General features: G+C 71.6%; 14 protein-coding genes and 3 pseudogenes. 9 read left to right on the top strand and 8 right to left on the bottom strand.

The window, feature by feature from the left end; all coding sequences use genetic code 11:
• Positions 1-12: 12 nt before the first annotated feature.
• A complete protein-coding gene (locus IEZ01_RS09080; protein ID WP_229832810.1) occupies positions 13-375 on the bottom strand; it encodes a hypothetical protein in 363 nt (120 codons plus the stop codon).
• A 269-nt stretch (positions 376-644) separates the two neighbouring features.
• Between IEZ01_RS09080 and glnA2 the strand changes: the two genes are divergently transcribed.
• Positions 645-2,006 (top strand): gamma-glutamylpolyamine synthetase GlnA2, encoded by a 1,362-nt coding sequence (gene glnA2 / locus IEZ01_RS09075; RefSeq protein WP_019885761.1) that lies wholly within the window; start codon positions 645-647, stop codon positions 2,004-2,006.
• 277 nt (positions 2,007-2,283) lie between these two features.
• Here glnA2 and IEZ01_RS09070 read toward each other — a convergent pair whose 3' ends face one another.
• The 3 genes from IEZ01_RS09070 to IEZ01_RS09060 all read right to left on the bottom strand — a co-directional run bounded on the left by IEZ01_RS09070 (position 2,284) and on the right by IEZ01_RS09060 (position 5,394).
• The gene (locus IEZ01_RS09070; RefSeq protein ID WP_019885758.1) at positions 2,284-2,715 is read right to left on the bottom strand and encodes a VOC family protein; all 432 of its coding nucleotides are present in this window, start codon (positions 2,713-2,715) and stop codon (positions 2,284-2,286) included.
• A gap of 19 nt (positions 2,716-2,734) precedes the next feature.
• Entirely contained in the window at positions 2,735-3,238 is a 504-nt protein-coding gene (locus IEZ01_RS09065; RefSeq protein ID WP_019885757.1) for a pyridoxamine 5'-phosphate oxidase family protein, read from the bottom strand.
• 86 nt (positions 3,239-3,324) lie between these two features.
• Positions 3,325-5,394, bottom strand: coding sequence for a PIG-L family deacetylase (locus tag IEZ01_RS09060; protein WP_028797454.1), 2,070 nt, complete (start codon positions 5,392-5,394; stop codon positions 3,325-3,327).
• Positions 5,395-5,751: 357 nt separating this feature from the next.
• Here IEZ01_RS09060 and IEZ01_RS09055 point away from each other — a divergent pair, with 357 nt between their 5' ends.
• Positions 5,752-8,739, top strand: coding sequence for a bifunctional [glutamine synthetase] adenylyltransferase/[glutamine synthetase]-adenylyl-L-tyrosine phosphorylase (locus tag IEZ01_RS09055; RefSeq protein ID WP_189200897.1), 2,988 nt, complete (start codon positions 5,752-5,754; stop codon positions 8,737-8,739).
• Between the two features lie 174 nt (positions 8,740-8,913).
• Here the strand turns inward: IEZ01_RS09055 and aspA are convergent.
• A pseudogene (aspA, locus tag IEZ01_RS35850) lies at positions 8,914-9,063 on the bottom strand (aspartate ammonia-lyase); the annotation flags it as partial.
• Here aspA and IEZ01_RS09050 point away from each other — a divergent pair.
• Positions 9,062-9,746: pseudogene (locus tag IEZ01_RS09050) on the top strand (amidohydrolase family protein); the annotation flags it as partial. The pseudogenes aspA and IEZ01_RS09050 overlap by 2 nt on opposite strands.
• Positions 9,747-9,757: 11 nt before the next feature.
• Here IEZ01_RS09050 and IEZ01_RS09045 read toward each other — a convergent pair.
• The 3 genes and pseudogenes from IEZ01_RS09045 to IEZ01_RS09035 all read right to left on the bottom strand — a co-directional run bounded on the left by IEZ01_RS09045 (position 9,758) and on the right by IEZ01_RS09035 (position 13,476).
• Positions 9,758-10,702: a phosphatase PAP2 family protein gene (locus tag IEZ01_RS09045; protein WP_040875118.1), complete on the bottom strand. Its 945-nt coding sequence runs from the start codon at positions 10,700-10,702 to the stop codon at positions 9,758-9,760.
• A gap of 36 nt (positions 10,703-10,738) precedes the next feature.
• A pseudogene (locus tag IEZ01_RS09040) lies at positions 10,739-11,810 on the bottom strand (LacI family DNA-binding transcriptional regulator).
• A gap of 25 nt (positions 11,811-11,835) precedes the next feature.
• Complete coding sequence (locus tag IEZ01_RS09035) at positions 11,836-13,476, bottom strand: glycoside hydrolase family 13 protein (RefSeq protein WP_019885752.1); 1,641 nt, start codon at positions 13,474-13,476, stop codon at positions 11,836-11,838.
• Positions 13,477-13,799: 323 nt separating this feature from the next.
• On the opposite strand from IEZ01_RS09035, the gene IEZ01_RS09030 reads away from it, so the two are divergent.
• The 6 genes from IEZ01_RS09030 (at position 13,800) to IEZ01_RS09005 (ending at position 21,650) form a co-directional block, all read left to right on the top strand.
• Entirely contained in the window at positions 13,800-15,077 is a 1,278-nt protein-coding gene (locus IEZ01_RS09030; protein ID WP_019885748.1) for an extracellular solute-binding protein, read from the top strand.
• A gap of 37 nt (positions 15,078-15,114) precedes the next feature.
• The gene (locus IEZ01_RS09025) at positions 15,115-16,125 is read left to right on the top strand and encodes a carbohydrate ABC transporter permease (RefSeq protein ID WP_019885747.1); all 1,011 of its coding nucleotides are present in this window, start codon (positions 15,115-15,117) and stop codon (positions 16,123-16,125) included.
• Positions 16,126-16,127: 2 nt separating this feature from the next.
• Positions 16,128-17,018, top strand: coding sequence for a sugar ABC transporter permease (locus IEZ01_RS09020; protein ID WP_189200895.1), 891 nt, complete (start codon positions 16,128-16,130; stop codon positions 17,016-17,018).
• Positions 17,019-17,049: 31 nt separating this feature from the next.
• Entirely contained in the window at positions 17,050-18,708 is a 1,659-nt protein-coding gene (locus IEZ01_RS09015) for a glycoside hydrolase family 13 protein (RefSeq protein ID WP_019885743.1), read from the top strand.
• On the top strand, positions 18,696-19,757 hold the full coding sequence (locus tag IEZ01_RS09010) for a LacI family DNA-binding transcriptional regulator (protein ID WP_028797451.1): 1,062 nt from the start codon (positions 18,696-18,698) through the stop codon (positions 19,755-19,757). Before IEZ01_RS09015 ends, IEZ01_RS09010 begins: the two co-directional genes overlap by 13 nt.
• 189 nt (positions 19,758-19,946) lie before the next feature.
• The gene (locus tag IEZ01_RS09005; protein ID WP_040875117.1) at positions 19,947-21,650 is read left to right on the top strand and encodes a carbohydrate-binding module family 20 domain-containing protein; all 1,704 of its coding nucleotides are present in this window, start codon (positions 19,947-19,949) and stop codon (positions 21,648-21,650) included.
• Positions 21,651-21,685: the final 35 nt, after the last annotated feature.

Genomic DNA, 21,685 nt, shown 5'->3' with positions numbered 1-21,685 from the left:
CACACGGCCCGGCTATGTCCGCAGGACCTGAAGGACGTGAAGATCGGGCGCCCGGGTCGGTGGCCCCGGACGGTGCGCGCCCCCGCCGGCGCTCGGCGGCGCGAGCCGGGGCAGCCCGGCCGCGGCGGGCAGCGGGGGATCGAGCGGCGGCGCGGTGAGCACGGCGGCGCTCAGCGACGGGAAGAGGCCGCAGTCCCCGCGGTCGTACGGGCACAGATAGGAGCTCGTCGGCGGGGCGGGCCGGGTGGGGGAGGCGGTCAGGGCCGGGGACGGGGCGACGGCCCGGTGGTGGTCACGGGCCTCGGCCGCGTGGGCCGCGCCCAGACAGACGAAGAGCGCGGCGAGCAGCGTCGCCATGGCACTCAGCAGTGCCATGGGACGCGCGGTGTCCGAGATGCGTCTGAGCCGCAGGCCCCCCATGGCCGCGATCGTAGTGGGAGACCCCCCGTCGCACGCCAGACGGGGTATGCATGACTCTGCGGAGCAGGGTCCTGGGAGGCCCAGGGGGTGGCCGTTCCCTGCGGCACATGTGAGCAGGCAGTATGGGTCCGCAACCTGTATGAAACCGTGTGGTGGGATGCTCATGATCCCCCCGGTGCGCGCGGCGGGAGCAGGCGGGCTGACCAGCGAAGATGGGTGTGGAAATGGACAAGCAGCAGGAATTCGTGCTCCGCACGCTCGAGGAGCGTGACATCCGGTTCGTGCGCCTGTGGTTCACCGATGTGCTCGGCTTCCTCAAGTCGGTCGCGGTGGCACCCGCCGAGCTGGAACAGGCCTTCGACGAGGGCATCGGCTTCGACGGCTCGGCGATCGAGGGCTTCGCCCGGGTCTACGAGTCCGACATGATCGCCAAGCCGGATCCGGGCACCTTCCAGATCCTGCCCTGGCGCGCGGAGGCTCCGGGCACCGCCCGGATGTTCTGCGACATCCTCATGCCGGACGGCTCGCCGTCCTTCGCGGACCCGCGCTTCGTCCTCAAGCGGATCCTGGCCAAGACCTCGGACCTGGGTTTCACCTTCTACACCCACCCCGAGATCGAGTTCTTCCTGCTGAAGGACAAGCCGCTCGACGGGACCAAGCCCACCCCCGCCGACAACTCCGGCTACTTCGACCACACCCCGCAGAACGTCGGCATGGACTTCCGCCGCCAGGCGATCACGATGCTGGAATCGATGGGCATCTCGGTGGAGTTCTCCCACCACGAGGGCGCCCCCGGCCAGCAGGAGATCGACCTGCGGTACGCCGACGCGCTCTCCACCGCCGACAACATCATGACGTTCCGGCTGGTCATGAAGCAGGTGGCGCTGGAGCAGGGCGTCCAGGCGACCTTCATGCCGAAGCCGTTCTCCGAGTACCCCGGCTCCGGGATGCACACCCACCTCTCCCTCTTCGAGGGAGACCGGAACGCCTTCTACGAGTCCGGCGCCGAGTACCAGCTCTCCAAGGTGGGACGTTCCTTCATCGCCGGCCTGCTCAAGCACGCCGCTGAGATCTCGGCCGTCACCAACCAGTGGGTCAACTCCTACAAGCGCATCTGGGGCGGCTCGGCCCGCACCGCGGGCTCCGGCGGCGAGGCCCCCTCGTACATCTGCTGGGGCCACAACAACCGCTCGGCCCTGATCCGCGTCCCCATGTACAAGCCGGGCAAGACCGGCTCCTCCCGCGTCGAGGTCCGCTCGATCGACTCCGGCGCCAACCCCTACCTCACCTACGCGGTCCTGCTCGCCGCGGGCCTCAAGGGCATCGAGGAGGGCTACGAACTCCCGGCCGGCGCCGACGACGACGTCTGGGCCCTCTCCGACGCCGAACGCCGCGCGATGGGCATCGAGCCCCTCCCACAGAACCTCGGCGAGGCGATCCACCTCATGGAGAAGAGCGAACTGGTCGCGGAGACGCTCGGCGAGCACGTCTTCGACTTCTTCCTGCGCAACAAGAAGCAGGAGTGGGAGGAGTACCGCTCGGAGGTCACGGCCTTCGAACTGCGGAAGAACCTGCCGGTGCTGTAAGCGCAGGTCGGGCGCCGGCGCGGACATGGCCGCTACAGTCGCGGCCATGGGGGAAGAGCAGACGCCTATGAAGCGGTGCAAGCAGTGTCACCGGCCGCTCGATGAGCGCCGGTGGGGCCGGCCCAAGCGGTTCTGCCGCCGTTGGCACCGCGTCAGGTACTGGGTGGAGGAGATGGCAGACGTGGTGTTCAGCTAGCCGACCACTGGTCAGGCCGGCAGCCGTGTCGGAAAACGACGGGGACCCCCGGCGGGGCCCCCATCGTTCCCCGACGCGGTGTCAGCGTTCGGAGAGTTCGGAGGGGGCCTCCTGGACGACCCAGGTGTTGCCGTCCGGGTCCGCGAAGGTCATGAAGGAGTTCCAGGTCTCGCCCTTGCCGTCCTCCCAGCCCGCCGCGCCCACGTGCTGGACCGGGCCCACCTCCACGCCGCGGTCGAGGAGCTGGGCGCGGGCCGACTCGATGTCGGTGACGCAGAGCTGGAGGCCGTGCAGGGTGCCGGGCGCCATGTTCTTCGAACCGGGGGCCGTCGGCATGCCCGAGAGCAGCGCCACCGAACAGCGCGAGCCCGGCGGGGTCAGCTGGATGATGCGCATACCGGGAGCGACCTCGTCGTCCAGGTCCACCTTGAAGCCGACCTTGTCGGCGTAGAACTCCTTCGACCGGTCCAGGTCGGTGGCGGGGACCGGGACCACTTCGAGCGTCCAGTTCATCGGATCTCCTCAAGTCACGTCAGAAGCGCCAGCGGGTCTGACCGTACGGCTCGCCCTTGGCGAAACCGAAGGCCGTACGGGGCGCGACGGCGAACACCAGGGCCTGATGGCCGTCTCCCTGGAACGCGCCGTCGCGTACGTCGAAGTGCCAGTCGGGGCCGTACTTCTCCTCGTAGGCGGCGGCGAGTTCACTCAGACGCGCCTCGTCCGTCACCCGTACGGCCTCGCCCTCGACCACCACGTCGAACCCCTCGCCGAGGGAGTTCGTGCCCGTGGTGAGGACGACCTCCCGATTGTGCGCGAGGTTACGGGCCTTGCGCTCGTCGGCGCCGGTGCAGAAGTGCAGGCTTCCGTCCCACCAGACCGCGATCAGCGGCGTCACGTGCGGGCGGCCGTCCGGACGGACCGTCGTCAGCCAGAACACCTCCGCGGCGCGGAGCCTCGCCACCGCATCGGACCACGGCGTCGGCGCGGCCTTGTCGTCGCTGTAGCGCGGGTCGAGTTCGGTCGTCGGCTGCTCCATGGCACGGCCCTCCGGTGTCGGTCACCCGCCGGCGCTCACCTGCAGGCGGTCGCTTCCTCAGGAATGACCGTGCCACGGAACGGAACTCATCGCCGGGAAGGCGTCCAGTTCAGTCGCCCGTCCAGACCGATCGTTGCCACGCCACCCGTACCGGCCGCCTCGCCGCCCCCGATCCCGCTGGGCGCGCCCGAGAACAGCGGCGCCGACAGCGTCCAGGGCTTCTTCCCCGCGCCGCCCGGCTGCGCGGTCGCCAGGCCGCCGCTTCGGGAACGGGCCGCGACCAGCCCCTCGCCGCCGCTGACCGGGCCCCAGCCGGCCACCCCGCCCGTCAGCTCCGTGACCGGGGACGCCAGGCCGCTGCCGGCGAACCGGGCGCTGCGCACGTCGCCCGAGCCCGGCGCGCGGAACCACAGCCGCACGCCGTCGCCCTCGTCCCCGTCGGGGCCCACGCTCAGCGACAGCGTCGTCGGCGGCAGCCCCGTCGCCACCGGGCCGGTCAGCGGCCCGCCGGGCGTCCGCTGCGTCCAGGCCAGCACGGTCTTCGGGGTCGCCGCGAAGACGTAGCCACGGCCGTGCGCGTCGGTGGCGGCCACCGGGTCGCCGTGGATGTCGTGTCCGCCCAGGGACCGCCACGGCGACCAGCCGCCGTCCGCGCGCTGCGCCGTGGAGGTGAGGCGGTAGCGGCCGTCGCGTACGTACACGGTCACATGGCCCCGCGCGTCCACGGTCACCGCGGGCGCGCTGATGTCGGAGGTGGACGTACGGTCGTCCCGCTCGGGCGTCCCGAGCGAACGCCACGGCCCGAACGCCCCGCCCACGGTGGCCTGCACCGAGGTCACCACGTCACGCCGGTACTGCTCCGCGCTCTCGCCGAGCGTCGTACGGGTGGCGAAGACCGCGATCCGGCCGTCCGGGAGCCGTGCGGACGTCACGCCCGCGTCCAGGCCCGTCCCGGCCGTCATCGTCGGCCCGCTCCAGGCGGAGGCGGCGCCCACCGGCTTCCGCCACACCGCGAGCCGGCCGTCGAGCACGGAGAACGCCCACAGCGAGCCGTCGCCGCCGCGCTGCACCCACGACGTGGACGAACCGCGCGTGTAGCGCACCGACTGCGCCCAGCCGTGCCCGGCCGGCCGCGCCGCGACCTTCCGGTCACCGCAGCCCGCGGGGTCCTCGCAGTAGTCGGTGTGGTCCGTCCAGGCGTAGGTCTTCAGCGTGTGCAGCTTCTCCCCGAACGACTTGCGGTCCAGGGTGTGCGGCAGGCCGCCGGTGAAATAGCCCAGGTAGTTCTGGACCCCGAAGGCGGGACGGCCCGGCACCTCGGCGTAGCGCGCGAGCGCCGCCTGGGCGAACCGCGCCCCGTACATGTGGTCCTGGTGGTCCGCGTACTTCCCCGACCCGGCGTCGCGGCCCGGCGTCGGGTCCTGCATCCGTACGAACGTCGGCCGGAACCGCTCCAGCAGTCCGGCGACGGTGTCGACGACCTGCTCCTTGGTGTACGAGAAGTCCTGGCGGACCGGCGTCCCGGCGGCCCGCTGGGAGTCGAGCGAGCCGATCCGGCCGTCCCACAGTCCGTGCAGGCTGTGCGGCCGGTCGCCGCTGATCGAACCGGCCTCGCGCAGCTGCACCCACACCAGACTGATCTGCGGCTTGGCGCGCAGCGTGTCCAGCTCGGCGAGGCCGCCGCCCTCGGTGGGTATCGCGGTGCGGTCCCAGGGGCTGGTGCGGTTGCCGGTGGCCATCTCGGCGTAGGCCGCGCGTATGCCGTTCTGGCGGGCCTCGGCGTAGGCGGCCTTGTCCGGCTTGGGCTTGTGGGCGTCGTCCCGGCGGGCGTTGACGCCGTCCGACTCACCCGCGGTCAGGTACACGGAGGCGAGGCTGTTGCCGGAGCGTATGGACTGGGCGGTGTCCGGGTTCATGAAGAACAGGTCGTCGTCCGGGTGCGCCATGATCTGCACGACCGCGGTCCCGTCGGTACGTACGGGCTTCATCGCTGCCTCGACCGGCACGCCCCGGCTCGGCACGTCGGAGGCGTCGACCGACGACGACGTCAGCCACAGCGTCCCGGCGGTCGCGCCGGTGAGCGCGGTCAGGGTCACGGCGATCGCCAGAAGAAGGCGTCGACGAGAACGACGGGGGCGGCGGGAGCGCGGCGGCATGGGCGTAGGACTTTCGTGCAGGCAGGGCCGGCTCCGGGCCGGACGGCCGGGAGCGGCAAAGAAGACGGAATTTCCATGAATACGGTTCATCGGCGGCGAACGGCGAAGAACATGGCGTATGTCACGTGATACGCGGGTCACATGGCACGCCCTGGGGCATACCGGACACCGGGGTGCCGGGCCGCCTCACCCCCCGGCGCCGCCCCGTGCCAACTCCGGGCGCTGCCCCGCCTCACACCCCGTCGCCGCCCCGTGCAACCCCCGGCGCAAGCGCGGCGAAGGCCTCGTACGCGCCCCCGCGACGCCCTGCGGATAGGCTCGGCCTGGACCTTGATCGCAGGACAGGGAGACGGCGGGATGACAGTGCCCGGACGCAGAAGCAGTACGTTCACGCGGCTGCTGCGGCACGGATTCACCGATCCGTCCGCCGCCGAGCGGCTGCTCGACCTGCCCGACCTGGCGCCCGTACGGGACGACTCCGTCCTCCTCGACGCGCTCGGCGCCACCGCCGACCCCGACCTCGCCCTGCGCGGGCTCGTCCGGCTCGTCGAGGCACAGCCCGACGACCAGCGGCACGGACTGCTGTCGACCCTGATCGGCGCGAAGCCGCTACGGGACCGGCTCCTCGGCGTACTCGGCGCGTCGGAGGCCCTCGGTGACCACCTGGCCCGCCACCCCGGCGACTGGCGCGCCCTCGCCGCCTACGAGTCCGCGGATCTCCACCCCGGCGTCGCCGAGTTCGAGCGGGGCCTCGCCGACGCCACCGACGCCGTCTCCCTGCGCGTCGCCTACCGCCGCTGCCTGCTCGCCATAGCCGCCCGGGACGTCTGCGGCACCATCGACGTCGCCGAGACCGCCGCCGAGCTGGCCGATCTCGCCACCGCCACCCTGCGCGCCGCGCTCGCCATCGCCCGTACCGCCGCGCCCGCCGACGCCGCCCAGTGCCGGCTCGCCGTCATCGCCATGGGCAAGTGCGGCGGCCATGAGCTCAACTACGTCTCCGACGTCGACGTGATCTTCGTCGGGGAGCCGGTCGACGGCGCCGACGAGGGCAAGGCCCTGCAGGCCGCCACCCGTCTCGCCTCCCATCTCATGCGGATCTGCTCCGAGACGACCGTCGAGGGCACCATCTGGCCCGTCGACGCCAACCTGCGCCCCGAGGGCCGCAACGGCCCCCTCGTCCGCACCCTCTCCTCCCACCTCGCCTACTACCAGCGCTGGGCCAAAACCTGGGAGTTCCAGGCCCTGCTCAAGGCCCGCGCGGTGGCCGGCGACCCGGAGCTCGGCGCCGCCTACATCGACGCCGTCTCCCCGCTCGTCTGGCAGGCCGCCGAGCGCGAGAACTTCGTCGCCGACGTGCAGAAGATGCGCCGCCGGGTCGTCGACAACATCCCCGCCGCACAGATAGAGCGTGAGCTGAAGCTCGGCCCCGGCGGGCTGCGGGACGTCGAGTTCGCCGTCCAGCTGCTCCAGCTCGTGCACGGCCGCAGCGATGCCACATTGCACAGTGGTACGACACTCGACGCCCTCGGCGCCCTCGCCGGCGGCGGGTACGTGGGCCGCGCCGACGCCGCCCAGCTCGACGAGGCGTACCGCTTCCTGCGCGCCATGGAACACCGCATCCAGCTCTACCGGCTGCGCCGCACCCACCTCGTCCCCGAGGGCGAGCCCGATCTGCGCCGCCTCGGCCGCTCGCTCGGGCTGCGCACCGACCCGGTCACCGAGGTCACCCGCGAATGGCGGCGGCACGCGGGCGTGGTCCGCCGCCTCCACGAGAAGATCTTCTACCGGCCCCTCCTCGACGCCGTCGCCCAGCTCGCCCCCGGCGAGCGACGGCTCAGCGCCAGCGCCGCCCGTGAACGCCTGGAGGCCCTCGGCTACGCCGACCCCGCCTCCGCCCTGCGCCACCTGGAGGCCCTGTCCTCCGGCGTCACCCGCAAGGCCGCCATCCAGCGCACCCTGCTGCCGGTCCTGCTCGGCTGGTTCGCCGACTCCGCCGACCCGGACGCCGGTCTCCTCGGCTTCCGCAAGGTCTCCGACGCCCTCGGCAAGACCCCCTGGTACCTACGGCTGCTACGGGACGAGGGCGCCGCCGCCGAGAACCTCGCGCGGGTGCTCTCCGCCGGCCGCCTCGCCCCCGACCTGCTGCTGCGCGCCCCCGAGGCGGTCGCGATCCTCGGCGACCCCGAGGGCCTCGGAGCGCGCGGCCGCGACCACCTGGAACAGGAGATCCTGGCCGCCGTCGGCCGCGCCGACGACGCCGAACAGGCCGTCGCCGCGGCCCGCGGCGTCCGCCGCCGCGAGCTGTTCCGTACCGCCGCGGGCGACCTCATCGCCTCCTACGGCACCGAGGACCGGCCCGCCGAGGTCGACGCGGGCGCGCTCGTCGACCGGGTCGGCGACGCCGTGACCGACCTGAACGCCGCCACCCTCGCCGGCGCGCTGCGGGCCGTCGTACGCGCCGGATGGGGCGACGAACTGCCCACCCGGTTCGCCGTCATCGGCATGGGCCGCTTCGGCGGCCACGAACTGAGCTACGGCTCCGACGCCGATGTGCTCTTCGTCCACGAGCCGCGCGAGGGCGTCGACGAGCAGGAGGCCGCCCGGGCGGCCGGCGCCGTCGTCGCCGAGATGCGCAGGGTCCTCCAACTCCCCACGACCGACCCGCCATTGCTCATCGACGCGGATCTGCGCCCGGAGGGCAAGAGCGGCCCGCTGGTCCGCACCCTCAAGTCGTACGAGGCCTACTACCGCCGCTGGTCGCTGGTCTGGGAGAGCCAGGCCCTGCTGCGCGCCGCGCCGATGGCCGGCGACGCCGGGCTCGGGGCCCGGTTCATCGATCTGATCGACCCGCTGCGCTACCCGGCGGAGGGCCTCGGCGAGGACGCGGTGCGCGAGATCCGCCGCCTCAAGGCCCGGATGGAGTCCGAGCGCCTGCCGCGCGGCGCCGACCCCACCCTCCACACCAAGCTGGGCCGGGGCGGGCTGAGCGACGTCGAATGGACCGTCCAGCTGCTCCAGATGCGGCACGGCTGGGCCGAGCCCGGCCTGCGCACCACCCGCACCCGCGAGGCACTGGCCGCCGCCCACGCGGCCCGGCTCCTGCCCACCGAGGACGCCCAGATCCTCGACGACGCCTGGATCCTGGCCACCCGCGTCCGCAACGGCGTGATGCTGGTCCGCGGCCGCCCGGGGGACACCTTCCCCTCGGACGGCCGCGAACTGGCGGCGCTGGCACGCTACTTGGGGTACGGGCCGGGCCATGTCGGCGACATGCTCGACGACTACCGGCGGATCACCCGGCGGGCGCGGGCGGTGGTCGAGGAACTGTTCTACGGCGCGTAGCCCCGGGCGGGGTGGTGCGGGGCGACCGGGCGGTGGCCACCGGCGCCGTACGCTGCCGGTGACCGGGACCCTACGACTCCGCGCCCGCGCGCCCCCGCGCCGAACGCCGCACGGCCCTGCTCGGTCCGCTCTCCGCCATGGCCGCCACCGGCCTGACCGGCGCCCACTCATGGACCCCAGTTCGGCGTTGACCTTCGCGGCGGCCGCCTTGATCTGGGCCAGGGCTCTGATGTGGGCGCGCTCCAGACGCTGCCCGGACACCGGGAAGTTCTCCACCGCCCGCTGGGTCTGGGCCCGCCATTTGGCGTGCGCGGGAACCCGCATGGGCGGCGACGACGTACTGGGCCTGCTCCGCTCCGTCGAGGAGGACGGCGAGCTGCCGCCGCGGCTGCGCCTGGCCCCCTGGTGCATGCCGGGCGCCGGACCGGAGGGGCTGGCGGAGCTCGTACGGCTCCAGGGGCTCTCGGGGCGCAGGTGGCGGGTCGGCGGGGTGAAGTTCTTCATGGACGGCACGGTCGAGGGCGCACCGCCTGGCTGGAGCACGCCGACTGCCACGGCCAGGGCACCGCCGCCTTCTGGCCCGACCCGGCCGCGTACACCGCCGCCGTACGTCATCCGCACGAGGCCGGGGACGGCACGGCCACGCACGCCATCGGCACCGACGAGTGGTCCAAGCGGCTCGGCGACGAGCGGGCCGCCCGGGCCTGGCGCTGCCGCGACCTGCGCGACGCCGGTGCCCGGCTGGCGCTCGGCTCGGACTGGCCGATCGCCCACCACGACGCCCGGCAGGTCCTCGCCACGGCCCGGCGCCCGCGCGGCGCCGCCGCGGGCTGACCGGGCTGACGGCGCTGGAGGGCTGCACCTCGCACGCCGCCTTCGCGGCGGGCGAGGAAGCCGTCGCGGGCCGGATCGAGGCGGGGTACCGCGCCGATCTGACCGCGTTCACCGTCGACCCGGTCGAAGCGCCGGCCGACGAGACCGAGCAGGCGCCGATCCGGCTCACCATGGCCGCCGCAGGTCACCTACCGGAGCTGACCGTCTCCTGGGCCGGGTCTGCCGCGGGGTCCGCCTCCGCCACCGGGGGCGGGCCCGCCGGCTCGGCCCGCTCGGGACCCACCAGCTTCGGCAGCCCCTGCGGCCGCGCCCCGTACCAGAGGTAGGAGACGGCGAAACCGAAGGCCAGGCAGATCAGGCCGCCGACCGCGTCCAGCCAGAAGTGGTTGGCGGTCGCCACGATCACGACCAGGGTGCCGGCGGGGTAGAGCAGGCCGAGGATCCGCGCCCAGGGGGCGGTGGCCAGGGCGAAGATGATGAGACCGCTCCACAGCGACCAGCCGATGTGCATCGACGGCATCGCCGCGTACTGGTTCGACATGTTCTTGAGGTTGCCCGACGCCATCGAGCCCCAGGTGTGGTGGACCAGCACCGTGTCGATGAAGCTCTGGCCGTTCATCAACCGTGGCGGCGCGAGCGGATACAGGTAGTAACCGACCAGGGCCACACCTGTGGTCGCGAAGAGGATCGTGCGCGCCGCCGCGTAACGGCCCGGCTGCCAGCGGTACAGCCACACGAGCACACCGATCGTCACGACGAAGTGCAAGGTGGCGTAGTAGTAGTTCATCCCCACGATCAGCCACGTCACCGAGTTCACGGCGTGGTTGACCGACTCCTCGAACGCGAGACCAAGGGACTGCTCCGCCCGCCAGATCCAGTCGGCGTTGGCCAGCGCCTCGGCCTTCTGCTCCGGAACGGCGTTGCGGATCAGCGAGTACGTCCAGTAACTCACCGCGATCAGCAGGATCTCGAACCACAGCCGGGGCCTGCGCGGGGTACGAGCCCGGGGGCTCCAGGCCGGCGGGCGGGGGTCCTGCGTGCCAGGCCGTTCGTCGAGCTCGTCGGACCCGTCGATGGGTGACGGCGGGGCCGTACGGCCTTCCAGTGTTCTCACGGTCGATTCACCCATGGGGAGAAGGTTGCCAGATACGGGTACCCCTACCGATCATCCGTCGGTCGGGTCTTCGGCGCGACCGCTCCGTCTTTCGGAGGACCGCTGTCCCTGAGGCCCGGAGGCCGTGGAACCACGGACCACCAGCTCGGGGAGGAAGACGAATTCGCTGTGCGGAGCCGGTGTGCCACCGATCTCCTCCAGCAGGGCCCTGACCGCGGCCTGCCCCATGGCCTGCACCGGCTGCCGGATCGTGGTCAGCGGCGGGTCGGTGAACGCTATCAGCGGGGAGTCGTCGAAGCCCACCACCGAGACGTCCCGGGGGACCTCCAGACCCTGCTGACGGGCGGCCCGGATCGCGCCGAGCGCCATCATGTCGCTGGCGCACACCACGGCGGTGCAGCCCCGGGAGATGAGCGCGGCGGCGGCCGCCTGGCCGCCCTCCAGCGTGTACAGGGAGTGCTCGATCAGGGCGTCGGCGTCCTCGGTGGACAGCCCGAGCCGCTCGGCCATGCCGAGCCGGAACCCCTCGATCTTCCGCTGGACCGGCACGAACCGTTTCGGCCCGACCGCGAGGCCGATCCGGGTGTGCCCGAGCGCCACCAGGTGCGTCACGGCCAGCCGCATCGCCGCCCGGTCGTCGGGCGAGACGAAAGGGGCCTGGATCTTGGGCGAGAAGCCGTTGATGAGGACGAAGGGGACACCCTGGCCGCGCAGCTGGTCGTAGCGCTGGGTGTCGGCGGTGGTGTCCGCGTGCAGGCCGGAGACGAAGATGATCCCGGAGACCCCCCCGGTCCACCAGCATCTCGGTCAGCTCGTCCTCGGTGGAGCCGCCGGGCGTCTGGGTGGCCAGGACCGGGGTGTATCCCTGGCGGGTCAGGGCCTGGCCGATGACCTGCGCCAGGGCGGGAAAGATGGGGTTGTCCAGCTCCGGCGTTATCAGCCCGACCAGGCCCGCACTGCGCTGGCGCAGCCGTACGGGCCGTTCGTAGCCGAGGACGTCGAGCGCGGCGAGCACGGACTCGCGGGTGGCGGTGGCCACGCCCGGCTTGCCGTTGAGAACGCGGCTGACTGTGGCCTCACTGACCCCCGCCTGGGCTGCGATGTCGGAGAGCCGCGCGGTCATGGGATGGGACTGTACCGGTCGCGCGTCAGATTGCCCACCACGTGCAGGAATCGGCGGGAACAAGGACGGTTTCGCCGGTGGTGGAGTCCTCGGGCTGCCAGGGGACGCTGGAGAGCACCCGGCGCCCGGGGCGGGGGAGTTCGACGTCCCTGCCGAGGGTGTTGAAGGTGCAGACGAGGCCCGGGCGGGCGAAGACGAGCAGCCCTTCCGGGGCCTCGCGCCACTCCATGGCGCCGTCCCCGAGGCCGGGGAGCTCGCGCCGCAGGGTGAGGGCGGAGCGGTAGAGCTCCAGCGTGGACAGCGGGTCGCCGCTCTGCGCCTCGACGCTCAGCTTGGCCCAGGAGGCGGGCTGCGGGAGCCAGCTGCCGCCGTCGCCGAAGCCGTACGAGGGTCCTTGGACGGTCCACGGGATGGGCACCCGGCAGCCGTCGCGCAGGCCCTCCTGGCCGGCGGTGCGGCGGAACGCCGGGTCCTGGCGGACCTCGTCGGGCAGATCGGTGACCTCGGGCAGGCCCAGCTCCTCGCCCTGGTAGACGTACACGGAGCCGGGCAGGGCCAGCATCAGCAGCGCGGCGGCCCGGGCGCGGCGCAGACCGGTGTCCCCTTCTCCGTAGCGTGTGGTGTGACGTACCACGTCGTGGTTGGAGAGCACCCAGGTGGTGGGGGCGCCGACGGAGGCGGTGGCGGCGAGCGAGTCGTCGATCACCCGGCGCATCGCGGGGGCGTCCCAGGGGCAGTTCAGGAACTGGAAGTTGAAGGCCTGGTGCAGCTCGTCGGGGCGTACGTACAGGGCGAGCCGCTCCGGGGTGGGCGCCCAGGCCTCGGCGACGCCGATCCGCTCGCCCGGGTAGGAGTCGAGCAGCCGGCGCCAGGTGCGGTGGATCTCGTGCACGCCGTCCTGGTCGAAGAAGGGGAGGACCTGGTTGCCGATGAGCCGGGCCTGTTCGGTGCGGCCGATGTCGGGCAGCCCGGCGGCCTTGACCATGCCGTGGGCGACGTCGATCCGGAAGCCGTCGACGCCCAGATCGAGCCAGAACCGCAGCACGGACTCGAACTCCGCCCGGACCTCGGGGCTCTCCCAGTCCAGGTCGGGCTGCTCGGGGGCGAAGAGGTGGAGATACCACTCGCCGTCCGCGACCCGGGTCCAGGCCGGGCCGCCGAAGACGGACTCCCAGTCGTTCGGCGGCAGTTCGCCGTTCTCGCCGCGCCCGGGACGGAAGAGGAACCGCTCGCGCGCCGGGGAGCCGGGGCCGTCGGCGAGGGCCTCGAGGAACCACGGGTGCTGGTCGGAGGTGTGGTTGGGGACGATGTCCACGATGATCCGCAGCCCCAGCTCATGGGCGGCCCGTACGAGGTCGTCGGCGTCGGCGAGGTCACCGAAGAGCGGGTCGACCGCGCGGTAGTCGGCGACGTCGTAGCCGCCGTCGGCCTGCGGCGAGCCGTAGAAGGGGGTCAGCCAGACGGCGTCGACGCCCAGGTCGCGCAGATGGGGGAGGCGGGCGCGGACGCCGCGCAGGTCGCCGACGCCGTCCCCGTCGCTGTCCGCGAAGGAACGGACGTACACCTGGTAGATGACGGCGTCGCGCCACCACCTCCGCCGGCGGTCGTCGGGGCTGGCCAGACGCTGGTCCGGCACCGGGGCGGGGGAGGTGAGGTCATGAGCCATGGGGGTGTCCCTCTCGCGTGGTCCGTGGCGGTGGGGGCCGCACTGGTAACGAGAGGACAGGCGGCCTTGAAACGGTCCTGCAAGTGCTTACGAAAGGCTTGCAGAGGTCCCGCGGCGGCCGCAACCCCGCCCCGCCCCAGCTCGCACCGACTTTCCCATGTCTGTCAAGCGACCCATCGGCAACCTTAGGGACACGCAGATGTAACGATCCGCCGCCCTTGCAGAAAATTGCCGCAAGCTCTTTCGGCTCATTTGCATCCCTGTTACGTTTCTGGCAACCCGGAGCCGCGACGGAGCGTCCGGGATCATTTGAAGGAGTTCACATGCGGCGTGGCATAGCGGCCACCGCGCTGGTCGCGGCCCTGGCCCTGACGACGGCAGCGTGCGGTGGGGACAGCGGCGGCAAGGGCGACAGCGCCAAGAAGGGCGGCAAGCTCTCGGGCACCGTCACTTTCTGGGACACCTCGAACGAGGCCGAGAAGGGCACCTACCAGGCCCTGGCCGAGGGCTTCGAGAAGCTGCACCCCGACGTCGACGTCAAGTACGTCAACGTCCCCTTCGGCGACGCGAACTCCAAGTTCAAGAACGCGGCCGGCGGAAACTCCGGCGCTCCGGACGTGATGCGTACCGAGGTCGCCTGGGTGGCCGACTTCGCCAGCCTCGGATACCTCGCCCCACTGGACGGCACCGCAGCCATCGACAAGGCCGAGGACTACCTCCCGCAGGCCGCCGCCTCCACCAAGTTCCAGGGCAAGACCTACGCGGTCCCGCAGGTCATCGACACCATGGCGCTCTTCTACAACAAGAAGATGCTCAAGGACGCCGGGGTCGCCAAGCCGCCCGCCAACATCGCCGAGCTCAAGGCCGCCTCCGCCAAGATCAAGCAGAAGACCGGCAAGACCGGCTTCTACCTGCGCGGCGACGACGCCTACTGGTTCCTGCCCTTCCTCTACGGCGAGGGCGGCGACATGGTCAACGCCAAGGACAAGCAGATCACCGTCGACGACCCGGCCGGTGCCAAGGCGTTCGCCACGATCAAGGACCTCGTCGACTCGAAGGCGGCCATCACCGACGCCGCCGACGGGTGGAACAACATGCAGAACGCCTTCAAGAACGGCGAAGTCGCGATGATGCTCAACGGCCCCTGGGCCATCGAGGACTCCCGCTCCGGCAAGCAGTTCACCGACAAGTCCAACCTCGGCATCGCCCCCGTCCCGGCCGGCAGCGTCAAGCAGGCCTCCCCGCAGGGCGGCTGGAACCTCTCCGTCTACGCCGGTTCCAAGAACCTCGACGCCTCCTACGAGTTCGCCAAGTACATGAGCTCCGCCAAGGTGCAGCAGCAGACCACCGAGAAGCTCAGCCTGCTGCCCACCCGTACCTCCGTGTACGCCGTGCCCTCGGTCGCCGGCAACGAGATGGTCAAGTTCTTCAAGCCCGCCGTCGACAAGGCCGTCGAGCGCCCCTGGATCCCCCAGGGCAACGCCCTCTTCGAGCCCCTCAAGGTCGAGATGGCCAACGTCCTGACCGGCAAGGCCAGCCCCGAGCAGGCCGCCAAGAGCAGCGGAGAGGCCTACTCCAAGCTGCTCAAGGACTACAAGTAAGCACCGAGGGAAGTCACGGGAAGGGCTGACCGACGACATGGCTGTCGAGACCAGCCAGTCGGTGGCGAAGGCCGCGGGCGCCGAGAGCGCCCGCGGCCCCGGCCGCCGCACTGAGAAGAACCCGGGCCGGCTGCGCCGCGCGCTGTCGACCCACTGGTACGCCTGGAGCATGGTCGCCCCGGTGGTGATCGTCATCGGCGTGATCATCGGATACCCGCTGGCCCGCGGCGTCTACCTGTCGCTGACGGACGCCAACGAGGCCAACGTCGAGCGCACCATCGGCGTCAACCACATCCCGGCGACCTACGAGTACGTCGGCCTCGACAACTACACGGCCGCCCTCACCGACAGCGTCTTCTGGGACCGGCTCGGCTGGACCCTCGTGTGGACCGTCAGCTGTGTCGCCCTCTCCTTCACCCTCGGCCTCGTCCTGGCCACCATGCTCAACCGCAAGATCAAGGGCCGCGGCTTCTACCGCATGGCCCTCGTCCTGCCCTGGGCCGTGCCCGCCTTCGTCTCCGTCTTCACCTGGCGGCTGCTCTTCAACGAACGCGGCGGACTCTTCAACAAGCTCCTCGCCGGCGGCGGCTTCGACACCATCTCCTGGCTCAACGACCCCATGTGGGCGAAGATCTCCGTGATCGCCGTCAACGTCTGGCTCGGCATCCCCTTCATGCTCGTCGCCCTGCTCGGCGGCCTGCAGTCCATCCCGGGCGAGCTGTACGAGGCCGCCGAGATGGACGGCGCGAGCGCCTGGCAGCGCTTCCGGCACATCACCCTGCCCGGACTGCGCTCGGTCAGCTCCACCGTGGTCCTGCTCAGCTCCATCTGGACCTTCAACATGTTCCCGGTGATCTTCCTGCTCACCCGGGGCGGCCCCGGCGACTCCACCGAGATCCTGGTCACCTACGCGTACCGGCTCTCCTTCGTCGTCAGCCCCCGCGACTTCGCCGGATCCGCCGCCTGGGGCGTGCTGATCCTGCTGCTCCTGTCGCTCTTCGCCGTGGTCTACCGCCGCGCGCTCCGCAAGCAGGGAGAGGTGTGGTGACCATGTCCTCGACGCACTCCGTGCCCTCGAAGTCCTCCACCGAGCAGGCCAGGCAGAAGGTACGGGGCCGGGGCGAGCGCTCCCCGCTCGCCTCCGTCGGCCTCCACCTGACCCTGCTGGTCGCCTCCGTCATCGCGGTCTTCCCGCCGCTGTGGCTCGTGGTCACCTCCTTCAAGCCCAAGACCGAGGCCTTCGACACCTCCCTCGTCAAGGACTTCACTCTCGGCAACTACAGCCACGTCCTCGGCGAGACCGCGTTCCTCGACTGGCTGGGCAACTCCCTGCTCGTCGTCGGCCTGACCACCGTCATCGGCGTGTTCATCTCGGCCACCACCGGCTACGCCGTCAGCCGCTTCCGCTTCCCCGGAATGCGCCCGCTGATGTGGATGCTGCTCATCACCCAGATGTTCCCGGTCGCCGTCCTGATCGTGCCGCTGTACAACCTGCTGGCGACCCTCGGCCTGCTCAACCAGCCCATCGGCCTCGTCATCACCTACCTCACCATCGCCGTGCCGTTCTGCGCGTGGATGATGAAGGGCTACTTCGACGGCATCCCCGTCGAGATCGACGAAGCCGGCCGCGTCGACGGACTCAACCCCTTCGGCGTCTTCTGGCGGCTGGTCCTGCCGCTCGCCCGGCCCGGCCTCGCGGTCACCGCGTTCTACAGCTTCATCACCGGCTGGGCCGAAGTCGCCTACGCCTCCGCCTTCATGACCGGCGAGGAGAACCTCACCCTCTCCGGCGGACTGCAGTCCTTCGTCAACCAGTACACCAGCGACTGGGGTTCGCTGACCGCCGCCGCCGTGATCATCGCGGTGCCCGCGGCGATCGTCTTCGGACTCGCCCAGCGCCACCTCGTCTCGGGGCTCACCGCCGGCGCCACCAAGTCCTGACGCCCCGCCCTCCACGACTACCAGGGAAGACATGACCCAGCACCTCGCTACCCCCACCAATCCGACCACCGGGACCACCCCCGGCTGGTGGCGTGACGCGGTGATCTACCAGGTCTATCCACGCAGCTTCGCCGACGGCAACGGCGACGGCATGGGCGATCTCGAAGGCGTGCGCAGCCGGCTGCCGTACCTGAAGGAGCTCGGCGTCGACGCCGTCTGGCTCAGCCCCTTCTACGCCTCCCCGCAGGCCGACGCCGGCTACGACGTCGCCGACTACCGCGCCATCGACCCGATGTTCGGCACCCTGCACGACGCGGACGCCGTCATCCGCGAAGCCCACGCCCTGGGCCTGCGCATCATCGTCGACCTCGTCCCCAACCACTGCTCCGACCAGCACGAATGGTTCAAGCAGGCGCTGCGCGAAGGCCCCGGAAGCCCGCTGCGCGAACGCTTCCACTTCCGCCCCGGGCGGGGTGAGGGCGGCGAGGAGCCCCCGAACGACTGGGAGTCCATCTTCGGCGGCCCGGCCTGGACGCGTGTCGCGGAGCCGGACGGCAATGGGGGCACCTCCCAGCCGGAGGCTGGGGGAGAGTGGTACCTCCACCTCTTCGCCCCCGAGCAGCCCGACTTCAACTGGGAACACCCGGCCGTCCAGGACGAGTTCCGCTCCATCCTGCGGTTCTGGCTCGACATGGGCACCGACGGCTTCCGGATCGACGTCGCCCACGGCCTCGTCAAGGCCGCCGGCCTGCCCGACCTCGGCCACAGCGAGCAGCTCAAGCTCCTCGGCAACCAGATCCTGCCCTTCTTCGACCAGGACGGCGTCCACGAGATCTACCGCTCGTGGCGCAAGGTCCTCGACGAGTACGCCGGCGACCGCATCGGCGTCGCCGAGGCCTGGACCCCGAGCGCCGAGCGCACCGCGCTCTACCTGCGCCCCGACGAGCTGCACCAGGCCTTCAACTTCCACTACCTGGGCACCGGCTGGGACGCCGAGGCGCTGCGCGCCGCGATCGACGACTCGCTGGACGCCATGCGCCCGGTCGGCGCCCCCACCACCTGGGTGCTCTCCAACCACGACGTCGTACGCCATGTCACGCGGTACGGCGACGGCGCACAGGGCCTCGCCCGTGCCCGGGCCGCCGCGCTGCTGATGCTGGCGCTGCCCGGCTCCGCCTACATCTACCAGGGCGAGGAGCTCGGCCTGCCCGAGGTCACCGACCTGCCCGACGAGGTGCGCCAGGACCCGTCCTTCTTCAAGGAGAACGGCCAGGAGGGCCTGCGCGACGGCTGCCGGGTGCCCATCCCGTGGACCGCCGAAGGCCCCTCGTACGGCTTCGGCGACGGCGGCAGCTGGCTCCCGCAGCCCGCGACCTGGGCCGAGCTGAGCGTCGAGGCGCAGACCGGCGACCCCACGTCGACCCTGGAGCTCTACCGCGGCGCGCTCGCGCTGCGCCGCGAGATACCGGGCCTCGGCGCGGGCGAGGCGGTGGAGTGGCTGGACGCGCCCGAGGGTGTGCTCGCCTTCCGCCGGGACGGCTTCGTCTGCACGGTCAACACCACGGAGAAGGCCGTACGGCTGCCCGCGCCCGGCCGGCTCCTGCTGGCCAGCGCGCACCTCGCGTCCGAGGACGGCCCCGACGGCACTGTCGAGGTGCCCGCCGACACCGCCGCATGGTGGGCGGTGTGACCTTTCCCAGGCCGCGGGGCGCCGAACAGAGCGCCCCGCGGCTCGCGGACATCGCCGCGCAGGCCCATGTCAGCGAGGCCACGGTCAGCCGCGTCCTCAACGGCAAGGCCGGCGTGGCCGCCGCCACCCGCCACCGCGTCCTCGCCGCACTCGACGTGCTCGGCTACGAACGTCCCGTACGGCTGCGCAGACGCAGCGCCGGTCTGGTCGGTCTGGTGATCCCGGAGCTGACCAACCCCATCTTTCCGGCGTTCGCCCAGGTCATCGAGCAGAGCCTGGCCGGGCACGGCTACACCCCGGTCCTGTGCACCCAGATGCCGGGCGGCGCCACCGAGGACGAGCTCGTCGAGCAGCTGGAGGAGCGCGGTGTCACCGGCATCGTCTTCCTGTCGGGGCTGCACGCCGACACCTCCGCCGACCCCACGCGGTACGTCGAACTCGCCGCCCGCAAGGTGCCGTTCGTCCTCATCAACGGCTACAACGAGCACGTCGCCGCCCCCTTCGTCTCACCGGACGACCGGTCGGCGGCCCGGATGGCCGTACGGCACCTGGTCGAGCTGGGCCATGAACGCATCGGCCTGGCCATCGGGCCGACCCGCTACGTGCCCTCGCGCCGCAAGGCCGAGGGGTTCGTCGCGGCGCTGCACGCATCCCTCGGCATCGCCCATGACGAGGCCGAACTGCTGGTGAAACCCACCCTGTTCACGGTCGAGGGCGGCCAGGCCGCGGCCGGCGCCCTGCTCGACCAGGGCTGCACCGGCATCGTCTGCGGCAGCGACATGATGGCCCTCGGCGCGATCCGCGCGGTGCGCGCGAGGGGCCTCGACGTGCCGCGCGACGTCTCCGTCGTCGGCTTCGACGACTCGCAGCTGATCGCCTTCACCGACCCGCCGCTGACCACGGTGCGCCAGCCGGTGCAGGCGATGGCGACCGCGGCGGTCGGCGCCCTGCTCGAGGAGATCGACGGAAACCCCGTGCAGCGCACGGAGTTCGTCTTCCAGCCCGAGCTGGTGGTGCGCGGCTCGACCGGGCAGGTACGCCGGGCGTAGGCCCGGCCGTCCCGGGCGGGACAGGGGGCGCGGAAAGGGTTGACCGCCGGGCGGGGCGCTCGTACGGTCTGCAAGAAGTTTCTGCGTTGTTTCAGCAAGAACTCTCAGACGTTTCCTGAACGGGCCTTGTGGACCGGGCGAGCCGCCCCGCACAAGGCCTATCCCTCCCCCTCACTCAGGAGGCTCCTCATGGCCCGCAGAAGTGCCAGAGCCCGCCGACCACGCATCGCGCCCCTCGCCCTGGCGGCGGGGGTGCTGTGCAGTGTGATGGTGTACGCCCCACAGGCGCAGGCCGATCCCCCCGGCGACAAGGACGTCACCGCCGTCCTCTTCGAGTGGAAGTTCGACTCGGTCGCCCGGGCCTGCACCGACACCCTCGGCCCCGCCGGATACGGCTACGTCCAGGTCTCCCCGCCCCAGGAACACATCCAGGGCAGCCAGTGGTGGACCTCGTACCAGCCCGTCAGCTACAAGATCGCCGGCCGCCTCGGCGACCGCACCTCCTTCAAGAACATGGTCGACACCTGCCACGCGGCAGGGGTGAAGGTCGTCGCCGACGCCGTCATCAACCACATGGCCGCCGGGCCCGGCACCGGCACCGGCGGATCCAGCTACGACAAGTACGGCTACCCCGGCGTCTACTCCGGCGCCGACATGGACGACTGCCGCTCCCAGATCACCAACTACCAGGACCGCGGCAACGTCCAGAACTGCGAACTCGTCGGCCTCGCCGACCTCGACACCGGCGAGGCGTACGTACGCGACCGCATCGCCGCCTACCTGAACGACCTGCTCTCGCTGGGCGTCGACGGCTTCCGTATAGACGCCGCCAAGCACATGCCCGCCGCCGACCTCGCCGCCGTGAAGTCGCGCCTGAGCAACCCGTCCGTGTACTGGAAGCAGGAGGCGATATACGGCGCCGGGGAGGCGGTCTCGCCCACCGAGTACCTCGGCAACGGCGACGTCCAGGAGTTCCGGTACGCCCGCGACCTCAAGCGGGTCTTCCAGAACGAGAACCTCGCCTACCTGAAGAACTACGGCGAGGGCTGGGGCTACATGCAGTCCGCGAAGGCCGGCGTCTTCGTCGACAACCACGACACCGAGCGCGGCGGCGACACCCTCAACTACAAGAACGGCGCCGACTACACCCTCGCCAACGTCTTCATGCTGGCCTGGCCCTACGGCTCGCCCGACGTCCACTCCGGCTACGAGTGGTCCGACAAGGACGCCGGCCCGCCGAACGGCGGCACGGTCAACTCCTGCTACACCGACGGCTGGAAGTGCCAGCACGCCTGGCGGGAGATCGCCTCGATGGTCGCCCTGCGCAACGTCTCGGCCGGCCAGGCCGTCACCAACTGGTGGGACAACGGCGCGGACGCGATCGCCTTCGGCCGGGGCACGAAGGCCTACGTAGCCCTCAACCACGAGCCCTCCGCCCTGACCCGGACGTTCCAGACGTCGCTGCCGGCCGGCGACTACTGCGACGTCCAGAGCGGGCGGGGTGTGACGGTGAACGCCTCCGGCCAGTTCACGGCGACCCTGCCGGCGAACACGGCGGTCGCCCTGCACGCGGGCGCCCGTTCGTGCGGCTCGTCCACCGCGACGGGCGCCTCGTTCGCCGTCCACGCCACCACCGTCCCCGGCGAGAACATCTACGTCACCGGCGACCGTCCGGAGCTCGGCAACTGGGCCCCGGCCGCCGCCCTGAAGCTGGACCCCTCGTCCTACCCGCTCTGGAAGCTGGAGCGGTCCCTGCCCGCGGGCACGTCCTTCGCGTACAAGTACCTGCGCAAGGACACCGCGGGCCATGTGACATGGGAGTCCGGAGCCAACCGCACCGCGACCGTGCCGTCCTCCGGCACCGTCGCCCTCACCGACACCTGGCGCTCGTAGGAAGCCGGTGTCCCCCTGACGGCCGCTCCGCGCGC

This window comes from Streptomyces purpureus (assembly GCF_014648195.1).
GTDB classification, from domain to species: domain Bacteria; phylum Actinomycetota; class Actinomycetes; order Streptomycetales; family Streptomycetaceae; genus Streptomyces; species Streptomyces purpureus.
This window is presented reverse-complemented; position numbering and strand designations above follow the sequence as displayed.

Excerpts from the sequence above, each read along its gene's own strand:
- IEZ01_RS09080 (WP_229832810.1), bottom strand. The coding sequence starts at position 375 with ATGGCACTGCTGAGTGCCATGGCGACGCTGCTCGCCGCGCTCTTCGTC.
- glnA2 (WP_019885761.1), top strand. The coding sequence starts at position 645 with ATGGACAAGCAGCAGGAATTCGTGCTCCGCACGCTCGAGGAGCGTGAC.
- IEZ01_RS09070 (WP_019885758.1), bottom strand. The coding sequence starts at position 2,715 with ATGAACTGGACGCTCGAAGTGGTCCCGGTCCCCGCCACCGACCTGGAC.
- IEZ01_RS09065 (WP_019885757.1), bottom strand. The coding sequence starts at position 3,238 with ATGGAGCAGCCGACGACCGAACTCGACCCGCGCTACAGCGACGACAAG.
- IEZ01_RS09060 (WP_028797454.1), bottom strand. The coding sequence starts at position 5,394 with ATGCCGCCGCGCTCCCGCCGCCCCCGTCGTTCTCGTCGACGCCTTCTT.
- IEZ01_RS09055 (WP_189200897.1), top strand. The coding sequence starts at position 5,752 with ATGACAGTGCCCGGACGCAGAAGCAGTACGTTCACGCGGCTGCTGCGG.
- IEZ01_RS09045 (WP_040875118.1), bottom strand. The coding sequence starts at position 10,702 with ATGGGTGAATCGACCGTGAGAACACTGGAAGGCCGTACGGCCCCGCCG.
- IEZ01_RS09035 (WP_019885752.1), bottom strand. The coding sequence starts at position 13,476 with ATGGCTCATGACCTCACCTCCCCCGCCCCGGTGCCGGACCAGCGTCTG.
- IEZ01_RS09030 (WP_019885748.1), top strand. The coding sequence starts at position 13,800 with ATGCGGCGTGGCATAGCGGCCACCGCGCTGGTCGCGGCCCTGGCCCTG.
- IEZ01_RS09025 (WP_019885747.1), top strand. The coding sequence starts at position 15,115 with ATGGCTGTCGAGACCAGCCAGTCGGTGGCGAAGGCCGCGGGCGCCGAG.
- IEZ01_RS09020 (WP_189200895.1), top strand. The coding sequence starts at position 16,128 with ATGTCCTCGACGCACTCCGTGCCCTCGAAGTCCTCCACCGAGCAGGCC.
- IEZ01_RS09015 (WP_019885743.1), top strand. The coding sequence starts at position 17,050 with ATGACCCAGCACCTCGCTACCCCCACCAATCCGACCACCGGGACCACC.
- IEZ01_RS09005 (WP_040875117.1), top strand. The coding sequence starts at position 19,947 with ATGGCCCGCAGAAGTGCCAGAGCCCGCCGACCACGCATCGCGCCCCTC.